The sequence below is a fragment of the Ectothiorhodospira mobilis genome (assembly GCF_016584115.1).
In the GTDB taxonomy this organism is placed as follows: Bacteria; Pseudomonadota; Gammaproteobacteria; order Ectothiorhodospirales; family Ectothiorhodospiraceae; genus Ectothiorhodospira; species Ectothiorhodospira mobilis.
Genome location: NZ_NRSK01000017.1, coordinates 1 through 17,365, shown reverse-complemented (window position 1 = coordinate 17,365; position 17,365 = coordinate 1). Strand labels below are relative to the sequence as shown.

Here is a 17,365-nt window from a genome sequence, read left to right as displayed (position 1 = left end):
AGAAATAAGCAAATAGACGAGGACCCGCGTGCAATCCATACTCCGCCGTCATGCCGAAAAAATATTTACCCCATAGCCTCCCTCATCCAATCCTCACACATTTGGTAAAACTGAATATCTTGAGCATACCAATACCGAAGATTTTGCTCAGCCTTTTTCGATAGAGGAGGCACACCCCTGTAGTCGTTAACATGTGACCCCACACTATCCTTTTCAATTTTTAGCGCATCAGAAAAACCTGAAAAGCCGGCGCGATACAGAAATTCACGAAGATCACCCTCAAAATACTCTTGGCGAATAATCCACACTGGCGGACGAACAAATAAAAAAGAGCCACAACAGCAAAACCAATCAAACTGATCTTGCGCCGTGTGCCTCATTGACTTGATTGCAGCCGCAGCTTGTCGCCCACGCAAACCACATTCAAACAGAGACTCCGCCAAATCATTCGCTTCTTCAAATTCACCAAAAGAGAACTCCTCATATGAAGACCAACCCGAGTAAATCCTCGGGCGCCCTTTTCTCTTCCTTGAGTAAAACCCACTCACAAAACGCGACAAAGGATCACGTATACTAAAGAAAAAGTCAGAACCTTTCGGAATATCCCTGAGAGAGACATCATGACCATTTTTAACTATAACTGACCTGCCACACCCCTCATTAATCTGCCTGATAATATTCCCAATTTGGGTTCCTGCACATTTACCGATATGAAGGTAATGTATTACATCAATATCGACACTTCGAACACGCCGCACATCGTAACCGATACTATTGAGACCCTTCCTTAACGCTTCTTTTATTTTCATCTTTTTATAACCAACCCTTCCATAATAATCATAACAATCAGCCAAAAATAAAATACGCCAACTTATTGCGACGCAAGACCCGCATCACATTCTCAAAAAAAATCACGACTCAACACCACCGCAGCCTGGGACAGCAAAGCCTCACGGAGCGAGTCATAATGCTGCGTAGCCATAGAGACGGCCTCAGCCGAAAGATCAATATCACGGGCAAAATCAGAATCAGGAAGCACCCTGCCTACAAGGATGCGTGACGAGGAATCACCGCGGCCAACCTGACCGGAGAGCTTCATGACTTGGTATTCGGTGGGTATCTCCATGGAGAGACCAAGCACTTCAGTAAGTAAATGAGTGACGCCCTCGATATCCCCGGAAAGCACTTCCGCATCAATATAGATCACATCCTCCCTACGCAAATCATCGGCTATCCGTCTGAGGCCATCAATCCGATCCAAGTAATATTTGAGAGCCCCCTCCTCTGTCCCAAGGTGGGCATCATGAGTACGCCCTTTATATAATCGCATGATACTGGACAAAGTTTCCTCCGGGGAGCGCAGCATAAAGATCGGACGCACCCGGGAAGAATTCAGAACACGCTGAGCCAGCTCATGGCGATTATGAAGAATCTTATCAAAATAAAGCCTTGTGACAGGCGCCTCCAGATGCAGCTCATGAAACAGCAGTCTGGCTTTAAGCAGGCTCCTGCGGCTGTAATATCCGACATGCATTTCATAGTAGCCCGATATCTCGGGATGACTACCCAGAAGATGCGACAGCAGGCTGGTCTTCGCTCGCATGTGACTCAACAGAAGAAGATGCCCAGCAGGTTTTATTAGTTGGGGAATTCTTACCAGGATTTTCAGGGCATCCAGATCGTTCATACCTGATCACTCTTCCAATCCCTGTGCAAGCCGATCCTGAGATACCGGAGAAGGATCCGTCCTCGCTCCGGAGAAAAGGCCTTCAGACTCTGCCCAAGGAACGGTCGACTCCTCTGGACCTCATAGGCCACCTTCAGGATCTTATGGTGAAGATCCTCCCTGATCGCCAAGCGATCTGCCCGGGCATCCTCGCTGCGCACCAGGATCCCTCTATACAGATCTTTGAGATAGCGGATTCGGGTTAGCAGCGCCCGTACCGTTTCCCTTTGGGCAGGTTGCCCATAGATGCGCCGACAAAAGGATACATCCTCCTCATTCGGGGCTCGTCCTAAAACCCTGCTGTGGAAGAGGGCCATGCTTTGAAGGAGCAGGGCATCCACCTCGGGGGGTGGCCGCACCTTTCCTTGTCCATTCACCCGCCGGTGCAACAATACCTCTGGCAGGCTTTGCATTCGGGTATGAAGGGCCAAGCGCATCCAGAGCTCAAAGTCCTGCGCCCGTCGCAAGGACTCATCGTATCCCCCGAAACGCTCCAGCACATCGCGCCGGAACATGACGGTGGGATGCGCCAGGGCACTGTCAAAGAGGGTACGCCATAAGGTCAGGCCTGGAGAGGAAGGCAGCGGCCAGGTCTCGGTAGAGAGGTTGCCCCAGGCGTCCAGTCTGGCAATCCCAGTACCCAGGACACCGGTCCCCGGATGCCTGCGCATAAAATTCAATTGCATTTCAAGGCGTTCAGGAAGGCTGATGTCATCTGCGTCCATGCGGGCCACAAACCACCCCCTGGCATCCCGCAAGCCCCGGTTGAGAGCCACCGGAAGACCCTGATTCTCCTGCCGGATGAGTCGAATCCTGGCGTCCAGACTTTCCCATTGCTCCAGATCCTCACCACTGCCGTCAGTGGAACCGTCATCCACAATAATGAATTCAAAGTCATCGAAGGTCTGAGCCAGGATGCTCCGGATGGCCTCCGAGAGATAGGGGCGCCCGTTATGTACAGACATCAGGATCGTGATTTCCGGGCGGGTCATTGATCAATCACTCATGTCCAATAATCGCCATAGCCAGGGGTTGAAGAACGCTTGAGCTGCCCCCTCCTGCTCACACCCCAGCCACCAGTCGCTGGAACTGCCGACCTGCCAGGTTCAGGGCCTCCCAATCCCCCTCCTCCACAAGCGCCCCATGATGCAGAACGAAGATCCGATCACAGGGTTTGACCGTGGTCAGTCGATGAGCCACCAGGATGATGGTCTTTTGTCCGCTCAGGTTATGGATGGCCTCCATCACGGCGCGCTCGGTGGCGTTGTCCAGGGCACTGGTGGCCTCGTCGAAGAAGAGCACGTCGGGGTCGCGGTAGAGGGCCCGGGCGATGCCGATGCGCTGTCGCTGCCCCCCCGAAAGGCGCACGCCGCGCTCCCCGATGAGGGTGTCATAGCCCTGGGGCAGCTCCCGGGTCACGAATTCATGGAGATTGGCCAGGCGCGCCGCCCGCAGGACGACCTCCCGATCGATGGCCGATTCCGGCACGCCCAGGGCGATGTTGGCGGCCACGCTCTGGTCCGCCAGGAAGATATGCTGGGGCACATACCCCACCGCTGCCTGCCAGCGGCGCACCGTGGTCGCATCCAGGGGGGTGTCGTCGATGCGGATATGGCCCTCGTCGGGCTTCAGGAGGCCCAACAGGAGATCCACCAGGGTGCTCTTGCCTGCCCCGGAGGACCCCACCAGGCCCACGGTGGTCCGGGCCGGGATCTCCAGGGAGAGATCCCGCAGAGCGGGCTCATCCGTACCCGGATAGGTGTAGGAGACCTGCTCCAGTAGGATGGTCTGGTGGGGGACGAGACGCGCCTCGCGGGGAACCTCCCGGGTAAAGGGCTGGGAATCCTCCCGGTCCCCCAGGTCCGCCAGCACGTCATCCACCGCCGCCAGGTTGAAGCGGATGGCCGCCATCCCGGAAAAGATCTTCTGGAAGGCGGGGATCAGCTGCCGCCCCGCCAGGCCGTACAGGCCGATGAGCGGCAGGGCCGCCCCCAGCCCCCCCTCGCCGGCCATGAGGACCAGCACCAGCAGCAGAACCCCGCCGAAGGCCACCGCCTCGATGGCGTACATGGGCAGGCTGTTCAGCAGGGCGGCGTTGGCCTGGTGCCGGGCGAACTGCCTGGAGGGTTCTCGGTAGCGCTGCAGATAGGCCCGCTCGCGCCCCAGCAGGCGGATCTCCTTGGCCCCGGCGAAGGCCTCGGCGGCGGCGGTGAAACGGGCCCGGTTGGCCGCCACCCGTTCCTGCCCGATGCGCCCGAGCCAGGTCCGGGAAAGGGCATAGATGCCCCCGTAGATCCCGCCCAGCACCAGGGACACCGTCAGGGCCAGCCAGGGCTGGACCGCCACCAGCAGGATCACCAGGGCCAGGGCCAGCAGCACGTGGCTCAGCAGCCGCAGCGCCGGCATCAGGGCCCCGTTCACCACCTGCGCGGTCTCGTTCAGGATGGTCTTGGACAGATCGCCGGAGTTGCGCGTGAGGTAGAAGCTGAAGGGGCGGCGCAGGTAGTCCGCCATGAGCCGGCGGGAGAGCTCATACTGCTGCATGTGGGAGTAGCGGGTGATGGCCCAGAAGGTAAGGGCCTGCAGGGCGGTGCCGGTCACAAACACCCCGAAGGAAACCACCCCGAGGAAATAGAGAAACGCCTGCTGGTTCTCAAAACCCAGGGCCTGATAGATCCCCTGGAGCCATTCGTTGCGCTGGATGACGCCGGGATCGGACAGGACGGAGAGAAAGGGCATGATGGAGGCCACGCCCCCCGTCTGCATGAAAGCGGTCACCACCATGAGCAGGATCAGGAGGATGACCCTGGGACGGTCCCTCGGGTCCAGCAGGGCGTTCAGTTTCCCGATGAGCTTCAGCATCTCCTGCCCCGGATCGCGACCGCCATGGCATCCTCCCGCAGGCCGCCACTGTGGCGGGCCTTGTGTTCGATCCGAGTGTAGCCCATCCCCGGGGATGGGCATACTCCGGGCGGCTGCGGGGACACCCCGCCGTTTTTCCGCTAGCATCCCTTCCAGGGGCGATGCCCCGAGGACCGCTCCGCGGCGGTAGATCAATCAAGGAACGCACGGATCATGCCCCAGACGCCCCCGCAGATCGCCATTGTCATCCCCTATTACCAGCGCCGGGCGGGCCTGCTGCGCCAGTGCGTGCACTCCGTGCTGGAACAGCCCGGGGAGATCCGCTTCCGGATCCTGATCGTGGACGACGGTTCACCGGTCCCCGCCGCCGCCGAGGTGGCCCCCCTGCTGTCCCGGGCCGGGGACCGGATCCAGGTGGTGCTCCAGCCCAATGCGGGTCCCGGAGCGGCGCGCAACACCGGCCTGGACCACGTGCCCGCCGGCACGCCATGGGTCACCTTCCTGGACTCCGACGACCAGTGGACCGGCCCCTTCCTGGAGGATGCCGTCACCGCCCTGGGACGTGATTACGACCTGTTCATCGGCAACAGCACCCGCACCGGACAGGACAAGAGCCGCTTCGAATGGGAGGCGGACCAGGGGCTGGACCTGCAGGCCGCCCGGCATCCCATCCTCGATCCCGAACGGGGGATCCATGAATATCATGGGGACTTCTTCGATCTGATGGTGAGGCGCACCAGCCTGATCGGCCCCACCACCTTCGCCTACCGTTTCGAGAAATTCCCCCAGGTACGTTTCGACCCGGGCATTTACAACGGACAGGACCGGCTGTTCAAGCTCACCCTGGGGCAGGATCTGGAGCGCGTGGCCTTTTCACCCCGGATCTATGCCTACGAGGGCGAAGGGGTGAATATCTTCGACCGTTCCCAATGGGGTTCCGTGGACTCGATCCGGCTCTCCGCCAGCTATATCCGCCTGGCCCGGACCGTGCTGGCCACCATCCGTCTGAATCCGGAGCAGCGCATCTTCATTCAGGGGCAACTGGCCGATGCGCGTCACACCCTGGTGGCCAACGTCGTGCACCTGCTCAAGCGGCGCAGGTCGGTGAACTGGGCCTGGGTGCTATCGGCATTCCGGGAGGATCCCACTTCCGCCGCCCTCCTTCCGGTGCAGTTCTGGCGCATCCTGCGCGCCCGCAACCGGGCATGACCCCTCAGTCCAGCAACAGCAGCCAACCGATCCCGGGGAGATCCGCCCATGCAGAACATCGCACTGGATACCCTCAGCGCCCGTGAACGCCCCTGGTTTGCCGCCCGGTATCATGGGGGCGGGGTCCACACCGAGGGCATCCCTTCCTGCCAGCTCGGCCACCAACTGGAAAACCGTACCGGCCCGACCCCGGACGGGATCTTCGTGGAATGGCACTGGGATGGCACCACGCTGACGGTGCGCAACGACCGATACGGGATCTACCCCCTGTTCTATGCCTGTCACGGCGGTGAGATCCGCATCTCTCCCAGCATCCTGCATGTCCTGGAGGGCCCTTTCCCCAAGACCCTCAACGAGCCCGGACTGGCGGTCTTCCTCCGCCTCGGCTTCTTCATCCGGGAAGACACCCCCTTCGAACATGTGCATGTGCTGCCACCCGGCAGTCAACTCCGCTGGCAGAACGGAAAGCTGCACCTACATCGCGGCCCGCGGGATGCCCCCATGCCGACCCATCCGGTGGGTTCCTTTGATGAAGCGGTGGAGGCATACGCGGCATTATTCCGCCAGGCCATAAAACGCCGCGCCCCCGATGGCTCCGGGTTCACGGTCCCCATCAGCGGGGGGCGGGATTCGCGCCACATCCTCTTTGAACTGTTGCAACAGGGCCACAAGCCGGACCTGACCGTGACCGTCCGATCCCGGCCCCCCTCCCCCAATGAAGACATCCGCATCGCCCGTATCCTGGCGGATACGCTGGAACTGAGACATGTGGAGATCGATCGGCCCGCCTCCTATTTCCAGGCCAATCTCAAGGACATCGAGCTCACCCACTTTTGCGGCAGCGGCCATACCTGGCTGCTGCCCGTGGCCGCCTATCTGAAGGGAAAGACCCATACCCTGTATGACGGGCTGGCGGGCAGCGTCATTTCCGGCGGCTTCCAGGTCAATGAGAAAAAACTGGCCCTGGTCGAGGCGGGCAACACCCGGGATCTGGCCACCCATCTGCTGAGGGAGAACGCCATCGAGCCGTTCCTGCATTCCACCCTGCGCCCGCAGATGGCCAGGCGCATGCGCGAAGGTCTGGCGATCGAGCGACTCGCCGAGGAACTGGAAGGACATATGGAGGCCCGCCACCCCCTGGTCTCGTACATCTTCTGGAACCGCACCCGGCGCGGGATCAGCCTGATCCCCTACTCCATCATGGGAGACGTGGAGCACGTTTTTTGCCCCTACCTGGATCATGATGTCTTCAACTTCCTGATGAATCTGGATGCCTCCTATTCCCTGGGCAATGCCCTGCATGACGAGACCATCCGCCGATCCTACCCCGAATACGCCCATCTCCCGTACGAAAACAAGGACATCCCCCGTGACAAGGGGCAGGACTACAGCGCCTATTACCGGCGATCGGTACGCGAGTTCCTGGGCCATTTCCTGCGCCATCCGGAGACCCTCCGCTCCGGGCTGATCCGTTCCGAGCGGGTGTGGCTCATGCTCATGCGGGACCTGCTCAAACCCCACTGCGAACAGACCTGGTACCTGCAGCCCAGCCTGTTCATCCTCGAGCTGGAGCGGGCGGCCAGGCAAGGCCGATCTTCTGGGTGAAGGCGGAACCGGCCGGGATCTCCTGAGGGGCCAGGCAATGGCCCTGGGCTCCGGGCAACGCGGCCTCCTGGGCGGCGACCTGCCAACCCTCCAAGGCCTCCACTTTCCGGGACGCCCCGTTCTCCAGAGACCACGCCCCCCAGCGATGGCCGGGCCGGGGATCCTGTAATGTGGCGTGACCGCAGGGATTGAGCAACGTCACCGGCCGGTGGAGTCGATTGTGCAGGATCATCTCCATGCGGAGCACGGGGCGGTGCACGGCCATGGAAAGATGCATCTCGGCCCCGACGGCCTCAAGGGGACGGCGATGCAGGGCCGCCCGCCGTCCCCATCTCCCCTGGAGCAGCCGCCAGTCCAGGGCGAAGAGGATCCGATCCCCGAAGCCCGCTGGCTGAGGTCGAACCAGCGGCATCGGGTGCCCCCGCAGCACCCAGGTCACCTCGTCTTCCCGATCCCGCCTTTCCATGCATGTCCATTGGTTGAGGGCGTACAGATCCCGGCCCACGCGCAGGACCGGCGTCCACCCCGCCAGGGCCGGCTGGCGGAGCAACACGTCCACCGCCACCCGTGTGGGCGGGGGGCACAGCGGGGTACCGCGCCAGGTCAGATGGAATGGCAGACCACCGCCGTAGCGCAACTCGGCCCAGGATGAACTGAAGGATTGCGGCGGCTGCCCGCGGGAGGACCACAAGGCCAGCATCCCCCCGGGATCCCCCAGACGCATGAGACCGGCCGCCTCATCCCCCCTTGGCACCCCTGCAGGATCTACGGGGGAGATCACAGGCATGGCATCAGGCCCCTGTTGCCATGCCTTCCATCGGGCCCATGCCAGGATGGCGGCCGTCCAGGCATTGTAAACGGACAGGTGCATGTAATTATCCCATCCCTTCCCCGAGGGAGTGAGTTCCAGGAAACCATCCACCCGGCGCTGGCGACGCCAGCGTTGTAGCAACGCCCACAGGAGCTGCAGGCGCATATCCCCCTCATCCCTCCGGGGATGGGCCGAGAGGATGAGGGCGCCGGCCATGCAGGCATCCCCGAACAGGCCATGGGTGGTACGCCCGAAACCGCCCACATGGCCCCCGCCATCCCAGAGTCCCAGGGCCCACCGCTCCAGGCGATGCGCAAGGTCATGGAGTGCTTCGTTACCGGTGTGCACGGCCACCAGGCGGGTGAGGAACCAGGCCTTGTGGTGATAGGCGATGGGGGTGGCTCCCCCCGTGCGGTCGGAGGGATGTGCGGGGTAGTCGATGAACCCTCCGGCCGGAGTCATCCAGCCCTGCAGCATCCTTGCAAACCGGGCCTGTGCCCTCCGGCCCCGCCGGCTCTCCTTCCCGGCCTCCAGGATCTGGCAGGCACAGGCCAGCAGGGTCCAGTTGTTGGAGGGGTAGCCTTTTGCCAAGGGACAACGCCGGCGCGCCCGCGCCACAGGATGCCGATCGGCCTTTGAGGCGCCATCCTCCAGCAATACCCCGTCCAGCAGGTCCAGCAAAAACCGATTGAAAGGGGCATGGCCCAGGGCATTGCGGGGCAGCGCCTGCCAGGCGTTGAACGGCCCCTGCCATGGTGGCTCCCCGTCCTTCTCCAGCAAACGCAGCGCCAGGGCCGCGGCGATCTGACCATAGTGATCCGCCGGGGTCGGGGCCCCGTCCACAGGATCCTGCAGACCGGATCCCCCACTGAGATGCTTGCGTAACGCGAGACGAAGTCCGTCCAGGGTTTTGGCCAGGAGCGCCTCCATCTCTGCAGCAGGGGAGCCTCCTGAAAGATTCTGTTCCCGGTCCGGCAGGGGAGGAGCCACTCCGGTCTCCTGCATGGCTCAACCGTCCCGGTCCACGCCCGGACTTGCCCGTGATCCGGCGACAAAATCCGGGAACCGGGGCCTGGGAACCCCGGATACCTGCTCAGCATCCCTCGAGTGGGTAACCGCTTCGACCCGATCCGAAACCACGGCCTCATCCAGTTCCCTCCGCAGGATCACGGTGAGGGCGACGAGGGCATAGACCAGTTCGAAGTAGGCCATGTCCAGGAAGGCCCCGGCCACCAGGAAGCCGATAAGCCCCACCTTGACGGCCCAGGCATACTCCTCCAGCCAGGCCTGGCCGGTACGCCTTCGGGCGGTCATCTGGATACGGTGCAGGGTGAGCAGCATGGCCCCCATCAGGAGCAGATAGATCCCCAGCCCGGTGAAACCGTGCTGCCCCATGAGCTGGAAATAGGTACTGTGGGGGGAGAGGGCGAAACGCCAGGTCCCCTCGAACTCGGCATACTGGATCCACCAGTTGTAGCCCATCCCCTCGTGATTGAATCCCATCCCCGTCAGGGGGCGCTCCAGGGCCATGTTCCAGTTCACCCCCCAGGACTGGATGCGCTGCATGGCCGAGGTATCTTCCTGGTAATTGCGGATGGTCTCCCAGCGGTCCATCAGCTTGTCCGGCACGGTGACCCCCACCACGGACACCAGGACAAAGGCCATGGCCACCAGCAGTCCTTTGCGGCGCATGCGCAGGAAGAGGAAGGGGGCCACCGCCAGGATCCCCAGGAAGGCCCCCCGGGAATAGGTGGCCAGGATGGCGATGGCGGTGAGCCAGAAGGTGGCATAGGCCCCCCACCCCAGGGGCCGCATCCAGCGCTGCAGCCGGGGCATCCCCCAGTCCAGCCAGCGATGGTGGAACATGCGCGCGGTGGCCAGGATCATGGGCAGGATCATCACCATGGCCATGCCGATGTAGGTGTTCCCTTCCAGGAAGGAACGGGGTGGACCCAGCACCTGGTGCTGTCCGCCGGTGAGGATGGCGAAGATCCCCCCCTTGAAGCCGTAGAAGGCGATGGAGCCCGTCATCACCAGCAGCAGCGGGACCACCCGCCGCTCGCCGAAGATGAGCATGGGGGCGACGAAGGTGATGGCCAGGATCTTCACCAGCTTGATCCACTGCTCCCAGGCCCCGTCGGGATTCACGGCAAAGACACTGGTCACGGTGACCCAGGCCAGGAAGAGGCAGAGCAGGAGCATCTCCCGGGTCATGGGCAGGGGCCGCCGGTCCTTTGCCAGGAACACGGCCACCAGGGTGGTGCCACCGATGACCATGGCCAGGGGAAAGGTGCGCATGAAACCCCAGGTCAGCCCATGGGGCGACATGAGCCCCACCCAATACCAGCCCAGGATGCCCACCCAGGGGCGCATGAGGATGACGGGCACCAGCCCCATGACAATGCCGAAGAGGGCGAGATCACGCAGCGCCATGGTTCACCGGTACACGGCCGACGGAAAGAGCACGAAAAATCGGCTTTCGCGTCACCCATCCTCTCCTTCAGGGACATCCACGGAGTACCCTTTCCGCCGCAGCATATCCCTCAGACCCGGCAGGGGATACCCCCGGGCATAGGCCTGCCGGGCATGCTCCCGGGCCGCCTCGTATTCCCCCAGATCCAGCAGGACCAGCCCCAGGTTGTAGTGGACCTCCGGATTCTCCGGGGCCATGGAGGCGGACTCCTCCAGGTATTTGCGGGCCGCGTCCATCTTCTTCGTACGGAAGGCGTGCAGCCCCTGGATCAGGGGCACCATGGCGTCCTCCGGGTTCACCTGCCGGGCCCAGTGGAAACGGCACTCGATGGGCCATTCCGCGCGATGGGGTTGGGATCGCCCCTCCCGGACGGCGAGACGGCTCAGGGCATCCAGCGCGGCATGGTGATTAGGGTAATAATTGAGGACGTATTCCAGATCATTAATGAGATAACCGCTAGACCCCCGTCGGAGGGTGCGCACCTCCTCGGTGAAATGGAAGCGCTCCACCAAACCTAAGCGCTTGCGGTGCTCGGGATTGAGGTAATCCAGATTCTGTCCCGGTGGATCACCGCACCACCCCGCCGCCATGGCCATGGAAGGGAGGAGCGCCACGAGGGCGGTGATCCAAACCATTCGCTGTAGAACCCGCATGCTGCCCCCCGCCTGTCCCGCAGGCCCGGATCGTATTCCATTGGAACATAGCAACACCTAGACGGTACCGGAAGGTACCCGCACCCGCGGCCGGGAGGCATCCCGCAGGGAGACATGGAATCCGGGCCGCCCCCGGCCCCAGCTCACCTGCAACGGTCCCAGGACGAGAAAGGTCCGCATGCCCGTGACGCGGGCCCCCAGACGCCGGTGGGAGGCCATGGAGGCAGCATTGAAGGCGGAGATGCGGCTGCAGCTGGTGTGGTAGCCCCGATCCCGGAGACGCGCCCCGGCCTCGCCCCAGAGGCGGGCGAAGGCGGTGCCGAAGCGATGACGGGGGAAGACGTAGACATCGAAGTCCCACACCGCCTCCCCTTCCGGCGCCGGTTCGAAAAGGCAACGCACCTCATCCTCTTCGTAGACGCCCTCGGTCCACCAGAGGAAGGCCATGGGGTCGGCGCCGCGGACCACTGCCAGGCATCGGGCCCCCTGGGCGAAACGGCCCCGGATCACGGCCGCCGGATGGGGCAGGTGCTGCAGCAGGGGATCCCCGGGACCGGCCTCGCGCACTGTCACCCCGGAATCCCGCAAGGCCCGGGCGGGAGGTCCCTCCGGCAGGGGCTGGGCCACCAGGAGATAGCGGATCAGCCGCACCCGCCCGCAGCTGCCCTGTTCCAGGGCCCGGGAAAGGAGATACCACAGGCCATTGCGACGCCCCAGGGTGTGCAGGGGGGAGGACAGGCGATACACCAACGCCTTGAACATGGGCCGTTTCCTCTTCAGCCTCTGGTCATGGCCGTTTCATGGCCGCGGGACATCCGGCCACCGGGAGAGCCATTCCCGGGTCCACTGCGCCACCGGCTCCCGCCATTCCCGCCGTGAGAAGGTGTGGTTGGCCCCGGGCAGCTCCCGCAGCGTCACCCGGGATGCCTCCAGCAGGCCACGCCAGGCGGGATCGCCGGTGGCGCATTCCCGGAACTCGGCGGCGGTGAGGTCCTCCCCGCTGAGGATCAGCAGGATGGAGCCGGGAAAGCGCCGCCATCCCTCGGCCATACGCCGGGGCAATGGGGCATCGTGGGCGAGCCCGCCCTCCCCCGGGGTTCCTCCTTTCGCGCGCCCGCGGAGGACAGCGCGGCGCAGCATCCCCCCCAGGGAAACCAGGGAGTGCCTCAGATCCACCCGCCCCCGCAGCAGATCGCCCCAGAAGGCCCGGCTCAGCAGCCGCTGGCGGTAGTATCCCCTGAGATAGGCCCGGGCCAGTCCGGCCTCGGTACGCACCCAGGGATTGAGCAGCACCAGCCCGGCCACCCGGGGATCCCGCCAGGCATACAGGAGGGCCGCCGAGGCCGCATCGCACAGGCCCCAGAGGACCACCCGCTCCAACTGGGGAACCCGGCTCAGGAAGGCATCCACGGCGGCCGCGATGTCCTCATGGATGTGCTCGAAATCCCGCGGCTCCCCCCCGGAATCCCCCATCCCCCGGTAATCGAAGCGCATCACGGGGATACCGTGGGCGGAAAGATGCCGGGCCAGCAGCAAAAATTGCCGGTGACTCCCTACCCGGTACTGGGGGCCACCCACGATGATCAAGACCCCGGTACGGGCTTCCTGCGCACCCGGGTGGATCATACCCACCAGGGGCATCTCGTCCACGTAAAAAAGAAAGGCATCGGGGCTCATGGGGGGATGACCTCTTGGACGCGCCGGGTGGTGGCCTCAATCAGCTCCGGCACCTCGCGGATCTCCTGCGTCGCCCAGAAGGGCTCGCCCGTCAACACTTCAGCATGTACGGCCATACCGGACGCCCTCCAGGTCTGAACCTGACGCTGGGCAGACGGTGAAAGCGGCGCATCGGCGGTGCCCGATACTTCGAACCAGGCCACCTCACCCGAGGGAGGGGACCGCAGTGTTGCCGCCGAAAGACCTGCCACCCATTCCGGATGCAAGGCGTAGCCCGCCACCTCCAGGGTCTCACCATTTCGCAGTCGTTCACGCAGGGCCTTGGTGGTCTCTCCCTGGTTCCCCGACATCATCCCCGAGGCCACGCGCAGACGCAGGATCTGATTCAGATGGACATCCCCCTGGGTGACCGGTTGCCAGAGGATCGTCAGGGCAGGCAGGCAGGCATGGGAGGAAAGCAGGTCACTGATGAGCAGGCATCCTGCCCTCAGGCCCCACAGGATCAGGGGTTCCTGATCGGCCTGGGGCAGATCCTGTACACAGGTGTGCAGGTCCTCCAGCCATACGGCCCAGCGGGCCTGCTCGAAATCCCCGTCGCTGTCGCCGCATCCATACAGATCCGGCTGGACCACCGTCCACCCCCCGGCCGCCAGACGGCGGGCCTGCAGGGCCGCCATGCGCCGGGATTTGTTGTGCTCCTCCAGGAAGGGGTGGACATACAGGACGGTGCCGCGTGCGGGGACACCAGCGGGGGGGCGATGGATCACCCGGAACAGGGGACCCCGCCCGCCCTCGAAGAAGCCCACATCCATCGGCACGTCCTCCCGGCCCCCTCGGGATCAGGCCCCTGCCAGCTTCTGATCGACAAAGGTCGTGAGTGAACCCAGTGTCTCGAACGTCTCCGCGCTGATCTCATCATCATCCACCGCGATGCCGAACTGCTCCTCCAGGGCGGTGAGGATCCCCACCACCGCCATGGAATCCAGCTCGGGAAGATGCCCCAGCAACGGGGTGGAGGCCTCGAACGCGGCCGAACGCCCGTTCAGGCCCAGGACGGTATCCAGGACCCCCTTGATCTGTTCCATGCTCGACATTCTGTTCCCCGTGTCTTTTCGCGGTCGGGGCCACCGCGAAAAGGGCGCGTGGCTGGCCCGGAGATGACCGCTGGGATTATGATGACCCACTGAAGGGATGCCTATCGGGCATAAAGTATATAACCCCACCCCCAGGGGCGAACAGGCATATGGCAGGACTCTGCGGTTGGTTTACCCCGGGCGGGGACGGGCCCGCACACACCGTTCCATCCTGCGCCGGGGAACTCCCCGCCCGGCCGGGGGCCGCGACGCAGCACCGTGAAACCCGTGGCGGGGCCTGCCGGGCCCGGGATGGCTGGGTGGCGGGAGAGGCCGGGGGCGTGGTGGTCGCCCTGGCCGGACATCCCCGCTGGCAGGACGCGGAACTGGCCGCCCTGGCCCGCGACGGCGACCCGGCCCGGGCCCTGTGGGAGGGCTACCGGCGTCACGGCCGGGGGGTGCTGGAACGGCTGGCGGGGGATTTTACCCTGTGCGTGCTGGACCCGGACCACCGGCGCCTGCTGGCGGCCATCGACCGCATCGGCCAGTTCCCCCTCTATTTCGCCCGCCTCCCGGGGGCAGTGGCCTTCGGCACCTCGGCCGCCAGCGTACTGGCCCACCCCGGCCTCGGGCGGCAGGTCACCCCCGAAGGCCTCTTCCACTACCTCTTCTTCCACATGCTCCCGGCCCCGGTGAGCCTCTATGCCGGGCTGGAAAAGCTCCAGGGGGGGCAGTGCCTGATCCTGGAGGGGGACGGTCCGGCACGGGTGGAGGCCTACTGGGTTCCCCCGTTCCAGGAACCGGCCGGGGCCGATGCCAAGGCCCTGGGCCAGGAGCTCCACCAGCGGCTGGAGACGGCCGTACGGCGCCTGAACGATGAACCCCGCACCGGGGCCTTCCTCAGCGGCGGCCTGGACAGTTCCACCGTGAGCGGTTACCTGGCCACCCTGCGCCCCGGCGAGGCCGACACCTTCAGCATCGGTTTCCATGCCCCGGGCTATGACGAGATGGACTACGCCCGGGACGCCGCCCGCCACTTTGGCACCCACAGCCACGAATACTACGTCACCCCGGAGGACGTGGTGGCGGCGGTTCCCCTGATCGCCGCGGCCTATGATGAGCCCTTTGGCAACTCCTCCGCCCTGCCGGCCTACTTCTGTGCCCGCATGGCCGCCGATACCGGCATCCGGCGCATGCTGGCCGGAGACGGCGGCGACGAACTCTTCGCCGGCAACGCCCGTTACGTGAAACAGCAGGTGTTCGAACACTGGGGACGCCTGCCCGCCCCCCTGCGCCGGACCCTGCTGGAACCGTGGTTCACCCGGCTGCCCCGGGACATGCCGCTGCTGGGCAAGGCCCGCAGCTACGTGGAGCAGGCGCGCATCCCCCTGCCCGACCGCCTGCAGACCTACAACCACCTGTATCGCCTGGATGCGGAAACGGTGTTCGAGCCGGACTTTCTCGCACAGGTGGACCCGGAGGCCCCCTGGTCCCTCATGCGGGATCTCTACCATCGCCCCGCCGGGGCATCGCCCCTGAACCGCATGATGTACCTGGACTGGCAACAGACCCTGGCAGACAACGACCTGCGCAAGGTGAGCCGCATGTGCCAGCTGGCCGGGGTGGACGTGGTGTATCCCATGCTGGACGAGGACCTGGTGGCGTTCTCCTGCCGCGTGCCCTCGGCCCTGAAGGCCTCAAGAGGGCGCCTGCGGCATTTCTACAAAGAAGCCATGACCGGCTTCCTGCCCGAGCGCATCATCCACAAGAAAAAGCACGGCTTCGGTCTGCCCTTCGGCCTGTGGATGCAGGAACACCCTCCCCTGCAGGAGATGGCCTACGACGGGCTGCTGCGCTTCAAGAACCGGGGAATCCTGCAGCCCGCCTTCATCGACCGGCTCATCCAGATGCATCGGCAGCAGCACGCCGTCTACTACGGGGAGATGGTGTGGATCCTGATGATGCTGGACCTGTGGCTGGAGACGCACAAACTCTCCGTTGAGACCACAGATTGATGCGCATCCTCTATCACCACCGGATTGCCTCCAAGGATGGGCAGTACGTCCACGTGGAAGAATTGACCCAAGCCCTCAAGCGCCAGGGCCATGAGATCATCATGGTGGCGCCGACCCTGATGGAGGAGCATGAATTCGGGCGGGGCAGTCCAATGGTCGCCCGATTGAAGAGGCATATCCCGGCAGGCATCTACGAATCACTGGAACTGGCGTATGCCCTGGTGGCCTTCATGCAGATCCTGATCCAAGGCCTTCGCCACCGTCCCGATTTCATCTACGAGCGTTATAACCTCTACCTGCCCGCAGGCGCCTGGGCCAGCCGTTTGCTTAAGATTCCGCTGCTGCTGGAGGTCAACGCCCCCCTGTTCGAGGAGCGCCAGCGGTTCAACGGGATCGCACTGCCACGATTGGCGCGCTGGAGCGAAGACCATGTCTGGAGACGGGCCCATCTGGCCCTTCCGGTGACGCAGGTCCTGGCCGAACGAATGATCGCCAGGGGCGTGGACCCCGAACGCATCCGCGTGATTCCCAACGGCATCGACACCGAAAAATTCCAATCTTTTCCTGATACACAAGAGGCCAAAGCCATTCTGAATCTATCGGATCGGCTGGTATTGGGCTTTACCGGCTTCGTGCGCGAGTGGCACGGCCTCGAGCGGGTTGTGGACCTGCTGAGGGATGACCCAGGCCATCGCCACCTGCTCATCGTGGGGGACGGTCCCGCCTGTGCATCCATCCTGGAACGTGCCAAGGTCTTGCGAGTCGAGGATCGGGTCACCATCACCGGCATCATCCCGCGCGACCAGGTGGCAAGGTACGTGGCCGCCTTCGATATCGCCCTGCAGCCGGATGTGGTGGACTACGCCTCCCCCCTCAAACTGTTCGAATACCTGGCCCTGGGCCGCGCCATCGTGGCACCGGACAAGGCGAACATCCGGGAGATCCTGGCCCATGAACACAACGGCCTGCTTTTCGAAAGCGAAAACCTCGATGCCTTCAAACAGACAGTGGAACGGCTATGTGATGACGCCCCGCTGCGTGAACGTCTCAGCATCCAGGCCCGAAACACCATCCATGAGAAAAAACTGACCTGGGACCACAACGCCACGCGCGTGGTGGAGGCCGCTGCGGGGCTCATCGCCTGAATTCACAGAATAAGCGCAACGCCTGAACGGATAGAGGGTGGGTCAGCTGCCGCCGTAGAATGGGTGGCTCTCACCCCAAACCCATTCAGGGGTACCGATGAGGCACTACAGGCAGC

Annotated in this window: 15 protein-coding genes; 4 read left to right on the top strand and 11 right to left on the bottom strand. The window is 63.7% G+C overall.

Translation table 11 applies throughout. The annotated features are described in order from the left end of the window. Window positions 1-65 precede the first annotated feature (65 nt). The 4 genes from CKO33_RS08235 to CKO33_RS08220 form a co-directional block, all read right to left on the bottom strand. Window positions 66-809 carry a sulfotransferase family 2 domain-containing protein gene (locus CKO33_RS08235; protein WP_200181338.1) on the bottom strand — a complete coding sequence of 248 codons (744 nt, stop codon included), beginning with the start codon at window positions 807-809 and terminating at the stop codon, window positions 66-68. 92 nt (window positions 810-901) lie between these two features. After that, complete coding sequence (locus CKO33_RS08230) at window positions 902-1,687, bottom strand: sulfotransferase family protein (RefSeq protein ID WP_200181336.1); 786 nt, start codon at window positions 1,685-1,687, stop codon at window positions 902-904. Then, window positions 1,684-2,718 carry a glycosyltransferase family 2 protein gene (locus CKO33_RS08225; RefSeq protein WP_200181335.1) on the bottom strand — a complete coding sequence of 345 codons (1,035 nt, stop codon included), beginning with the start codon at window positions 2,716-2,718 and terminating at the stop codon, window positions 1,684-1,686. The genes CKO33_RS08230 and CKO33_RS08225 overlap by 4 nt, the downstream gene beginning before the upstream one ends. Before the next feature lie 70 nt (window positions 2,719-2,788). Continuing rightward, a complete protein-coding gene (locus CKO33_RS08220; RefSeq protein WP_200181333.1) occupies window positions 2,789-4,588 on the bottom strand; it encodes an ABC transporter ATP-binding protein in 1,800 nt (599 codons plus the stop codon). A 213-nt stretch (window positions 4,589-4,801) separates the two neighbouring features. Here CKO33_RS08220 and CKO33_RS08215 point away from each other — a divergent pair, with 213 nt between their 5' ends. Further along, window positions 4,802-5,797 (top strand): glycosyltransferase family 2 protein, encoded by a 996-nt coding sequence (locus CKO33_RS08215; protein ID WP_200181331.1) that lies wholly within the window; start codon window positions 4,802-4,804, stop codon window positions 5,795-5,797. 48 nt (window positions 5,798-5,845) lie between these two features. Next, on the top strand, window positions 5,846-7,402 hold the full coding sequence (locus tag CKO33_RS08210; RefSeq protein ID WP_200181329.1) for an asparagine synthetase B family protein: 1,557 nt from the start codon (window positions 5,846-5,848) through the stop codon (window positions 7,400-7,402). Here CKO33_RS08210 and CKO33_RS08205 read toward each other — a convergent pair. The 7 genes from CKO33_RS08205 to CKO33_RS08175 all read right to left on the bottom strand — a co-directional run bounded on the left by CKO33_RS08205 (window position 7,353) and on the right by CKO33_RS08175 (window position 14,110). Then, window positions 7,353-9,218, bottom strand: a complete 1,866-nt coding sequence (locus CKO33_RS08205) for a hypothetical protein (protein ID WP_200181327.1) — start codon at window positions 9,216-9,218, stop codon at window positions 7,353-7,355. The genes CKO33_RS08210 and CKO33_RS08205 overlap by 50 nt on opposite strands. A gap of 3 nt (window positions 9,219-9,221) precedes the next feature. After that, window positions 9,222-10,640, bottom strand: a complete 1,419-nt coding sequence (locus CKO33_RS08200) for a putative O-glycosylation ligase, exosortase A system-associated (protein WP_200181429.1) — start codon at window positions 10,638-10,640, stop codon at window positions 9,222-9,224. 57 nt (window positions 10,641-10,697) lie between these two features. Next, window positions 10,698-11,300, bottom strand: coding sequence for a tetratricopeptide repeat protein (locus tag CKO33_RS13945; protein WP_200181325.1), 603 nt, complete (start codon window positions 11,298-11,300; stop codon window positions 10,698-10,700). 96 nt (window positions 11,301-11,396) lie between these two features. Then, entirely contained in the window at window positions 11,397-12,101 is a 705-nt protein-coding gene (locus CKO33_RS08190) for a GNAT family N-acetyltransferase (protein ID WP_200181323.1), read from the bottom strand. 36 nt (window positions 12,102-12,137) lie between these two features. Then, complete coding sequence (locus CKO33_RS08185) at window positions 12,138-13,016, bottom strand: hydrolase 1, exosortase A system-associated (protein WP_200181320.1); 879 nt, start codon at window positions 13,014-13,016, stop codon at window positions 12,138-12,140. Further along, complete coding sequence (locus CKO33_RS08180) at window positions 13,013-13,828, bottom strand: hydrolase 2, exosortase A system-associated (RefSeq protein WP_200181427.1); 816 nt, start codon at window positions 13,826-13,828, stop codon at window positions 13,013-13,015. Before CKO33_RS08180 ends, CKO33_RS08185 begins: the two co-directional genes overlap by 4 nt. A 27-nt stretch (window positions 13,829-13,855) precedes the next feature. Next, on the bottom strand, window positions 13,856-14,110 hold the full coding sequence (locus tag CKO33_RS08175) for an acyl carrier protein (RefSeq protein ID WP_200181318.1): 255 nt from the start codon (window positions 14,108-14,110) through the stop codon (window positions 13,856-13,858). Window positions 14,111-14,259: 149 nt separating this feature from the next. On the opposite strand from CKO33_RS08175, the gene CKO33_RS08170 reads away from it, so the two are divergent. Then, window positions 14,260-16,104 carry an asparagine synthetase B family protein gene (locus CKO33_RS08170; RefSeq protein ID WP_200181317.1) on the top strand — a complete coding sequence of 615 codons (1,845 nt, stop codon included), beginning with the start codon at window positions 14,260-14,262 and terminating at the stop codon, window positions 16,102-16,104. Further along, window positions 16,104-17,249, top strand: a complete 1,146-nt coding sequence (locus CKO33_RS08165) for a glycosyltransferase family 4 protein (RefSeq protein WP_200181315.1) — start codon at window positions 16,104-16,106, stop codon at window positions 17,247-17,249. The genes CKO33_RS08170 and CKO33_RS08165 overlap by 1 nt, the downstream gene beginning before the upstream one ends. Window positions 17,250-17,365 lie beyond the last annotated feature (116 nt).

Excerpts from the sequence above, each read along its gene's own strand:
- CKO33_RS08235 (WP_200181338.1), bottom strand. The coding sequence starts at position 809 with ATGAAAATAAAAGAAGCGTTAAGGAAGGGTCTCAATAGTATCGGTTAC.
- CKO33_RS08230 (WP_200181336.1), bottom strand. The coding sequence starts at position 1,687 with ATGAACGATCTGGATGCCCTGAAAATCCTGGTAAGAATTCCCCAACTA.
- CKO33_RS08225 (WP_200181335.1), bottom strand. The coding sequence starts at position 2,718 with ATGACCCGCCCGGAAATCACGATCCTGATGTCTGTACATAACGGGCGC.
- CKO33_RS08220 (WP_200181333.1), bottom strand. The coding sequence starts at position 4,588 with ATGCTGAAGCTCATCGGGAAACTGAACGCCCTGCTGGACCCGAGGGAC.
- CKO33_RS08215 (WP_200181331.1), top strand. The coding sequence starts at position 4,802 with ATGCCCCAGACGCCCCCGCAGATCGCCATTGTCATCCCCTATTACCAG.
- CKO33_RS08210 (WP_200181329.1), top strand. The coding sequence starts at position 5,846 with ATGCAGAACATCGCACTGGATACCCTCAGCGCCCGTGAACGCCCCTGG.
- CKO33_RS08205 (WP_200181327.1), bottom strand. The coding sequence starts at position 9,218 with ATGCAGGAGACCGGAGTGGCTCCTCCCCTGCCGGACCGGGAACAGAAT.
- CKO33_RS08190 (WP_200181323.1), bottom strand. The coding sequence starts at position 12,101 with ATGTTCAAGGCGTTGGTGTATCGCCTGTCCTCCCCCCTGCACACCCTG.
- CKO33_RS08185 (WP_200181320.1), bottom strand. The coding sequence starts at position 13,016 with ATGAGCCCCGATGCCTTTCTTTTTTACGTGGACGAGATGCCCCTGGTG.
- CKO33_RS08180 (WP_200181427.1), bottom strand. The coding sequence starts at position 13,828 with ATGGATGTGGGCTTCTTCGAGGGCGGGCGGGGTCCCCTGTTCCGGGTG.
- CKO33_RS08175 (WP_200181318.1), bottom strand. The coding sequence starts at position 14,110 with ATGTCGAGCATGGAACAGATCAAGGGGGTCCTGGATACCGTCCTGGGC.
- CKO33_RS08170 (WP_200181317.1), top strand. The coding sequence starts at position 14,260 with ATGGCAGGACTCTGCGGTTGGTTTACCCCGGGCGGGGACGGGCCCGCA.
- CKO33_RS08165 (WP_200181315.1), top strand. The coding sequence starts at position 16,104 with ATGCGCATCCTCTATCACCACCGGATTGCCTCCAAGGATGGGCAGTAC.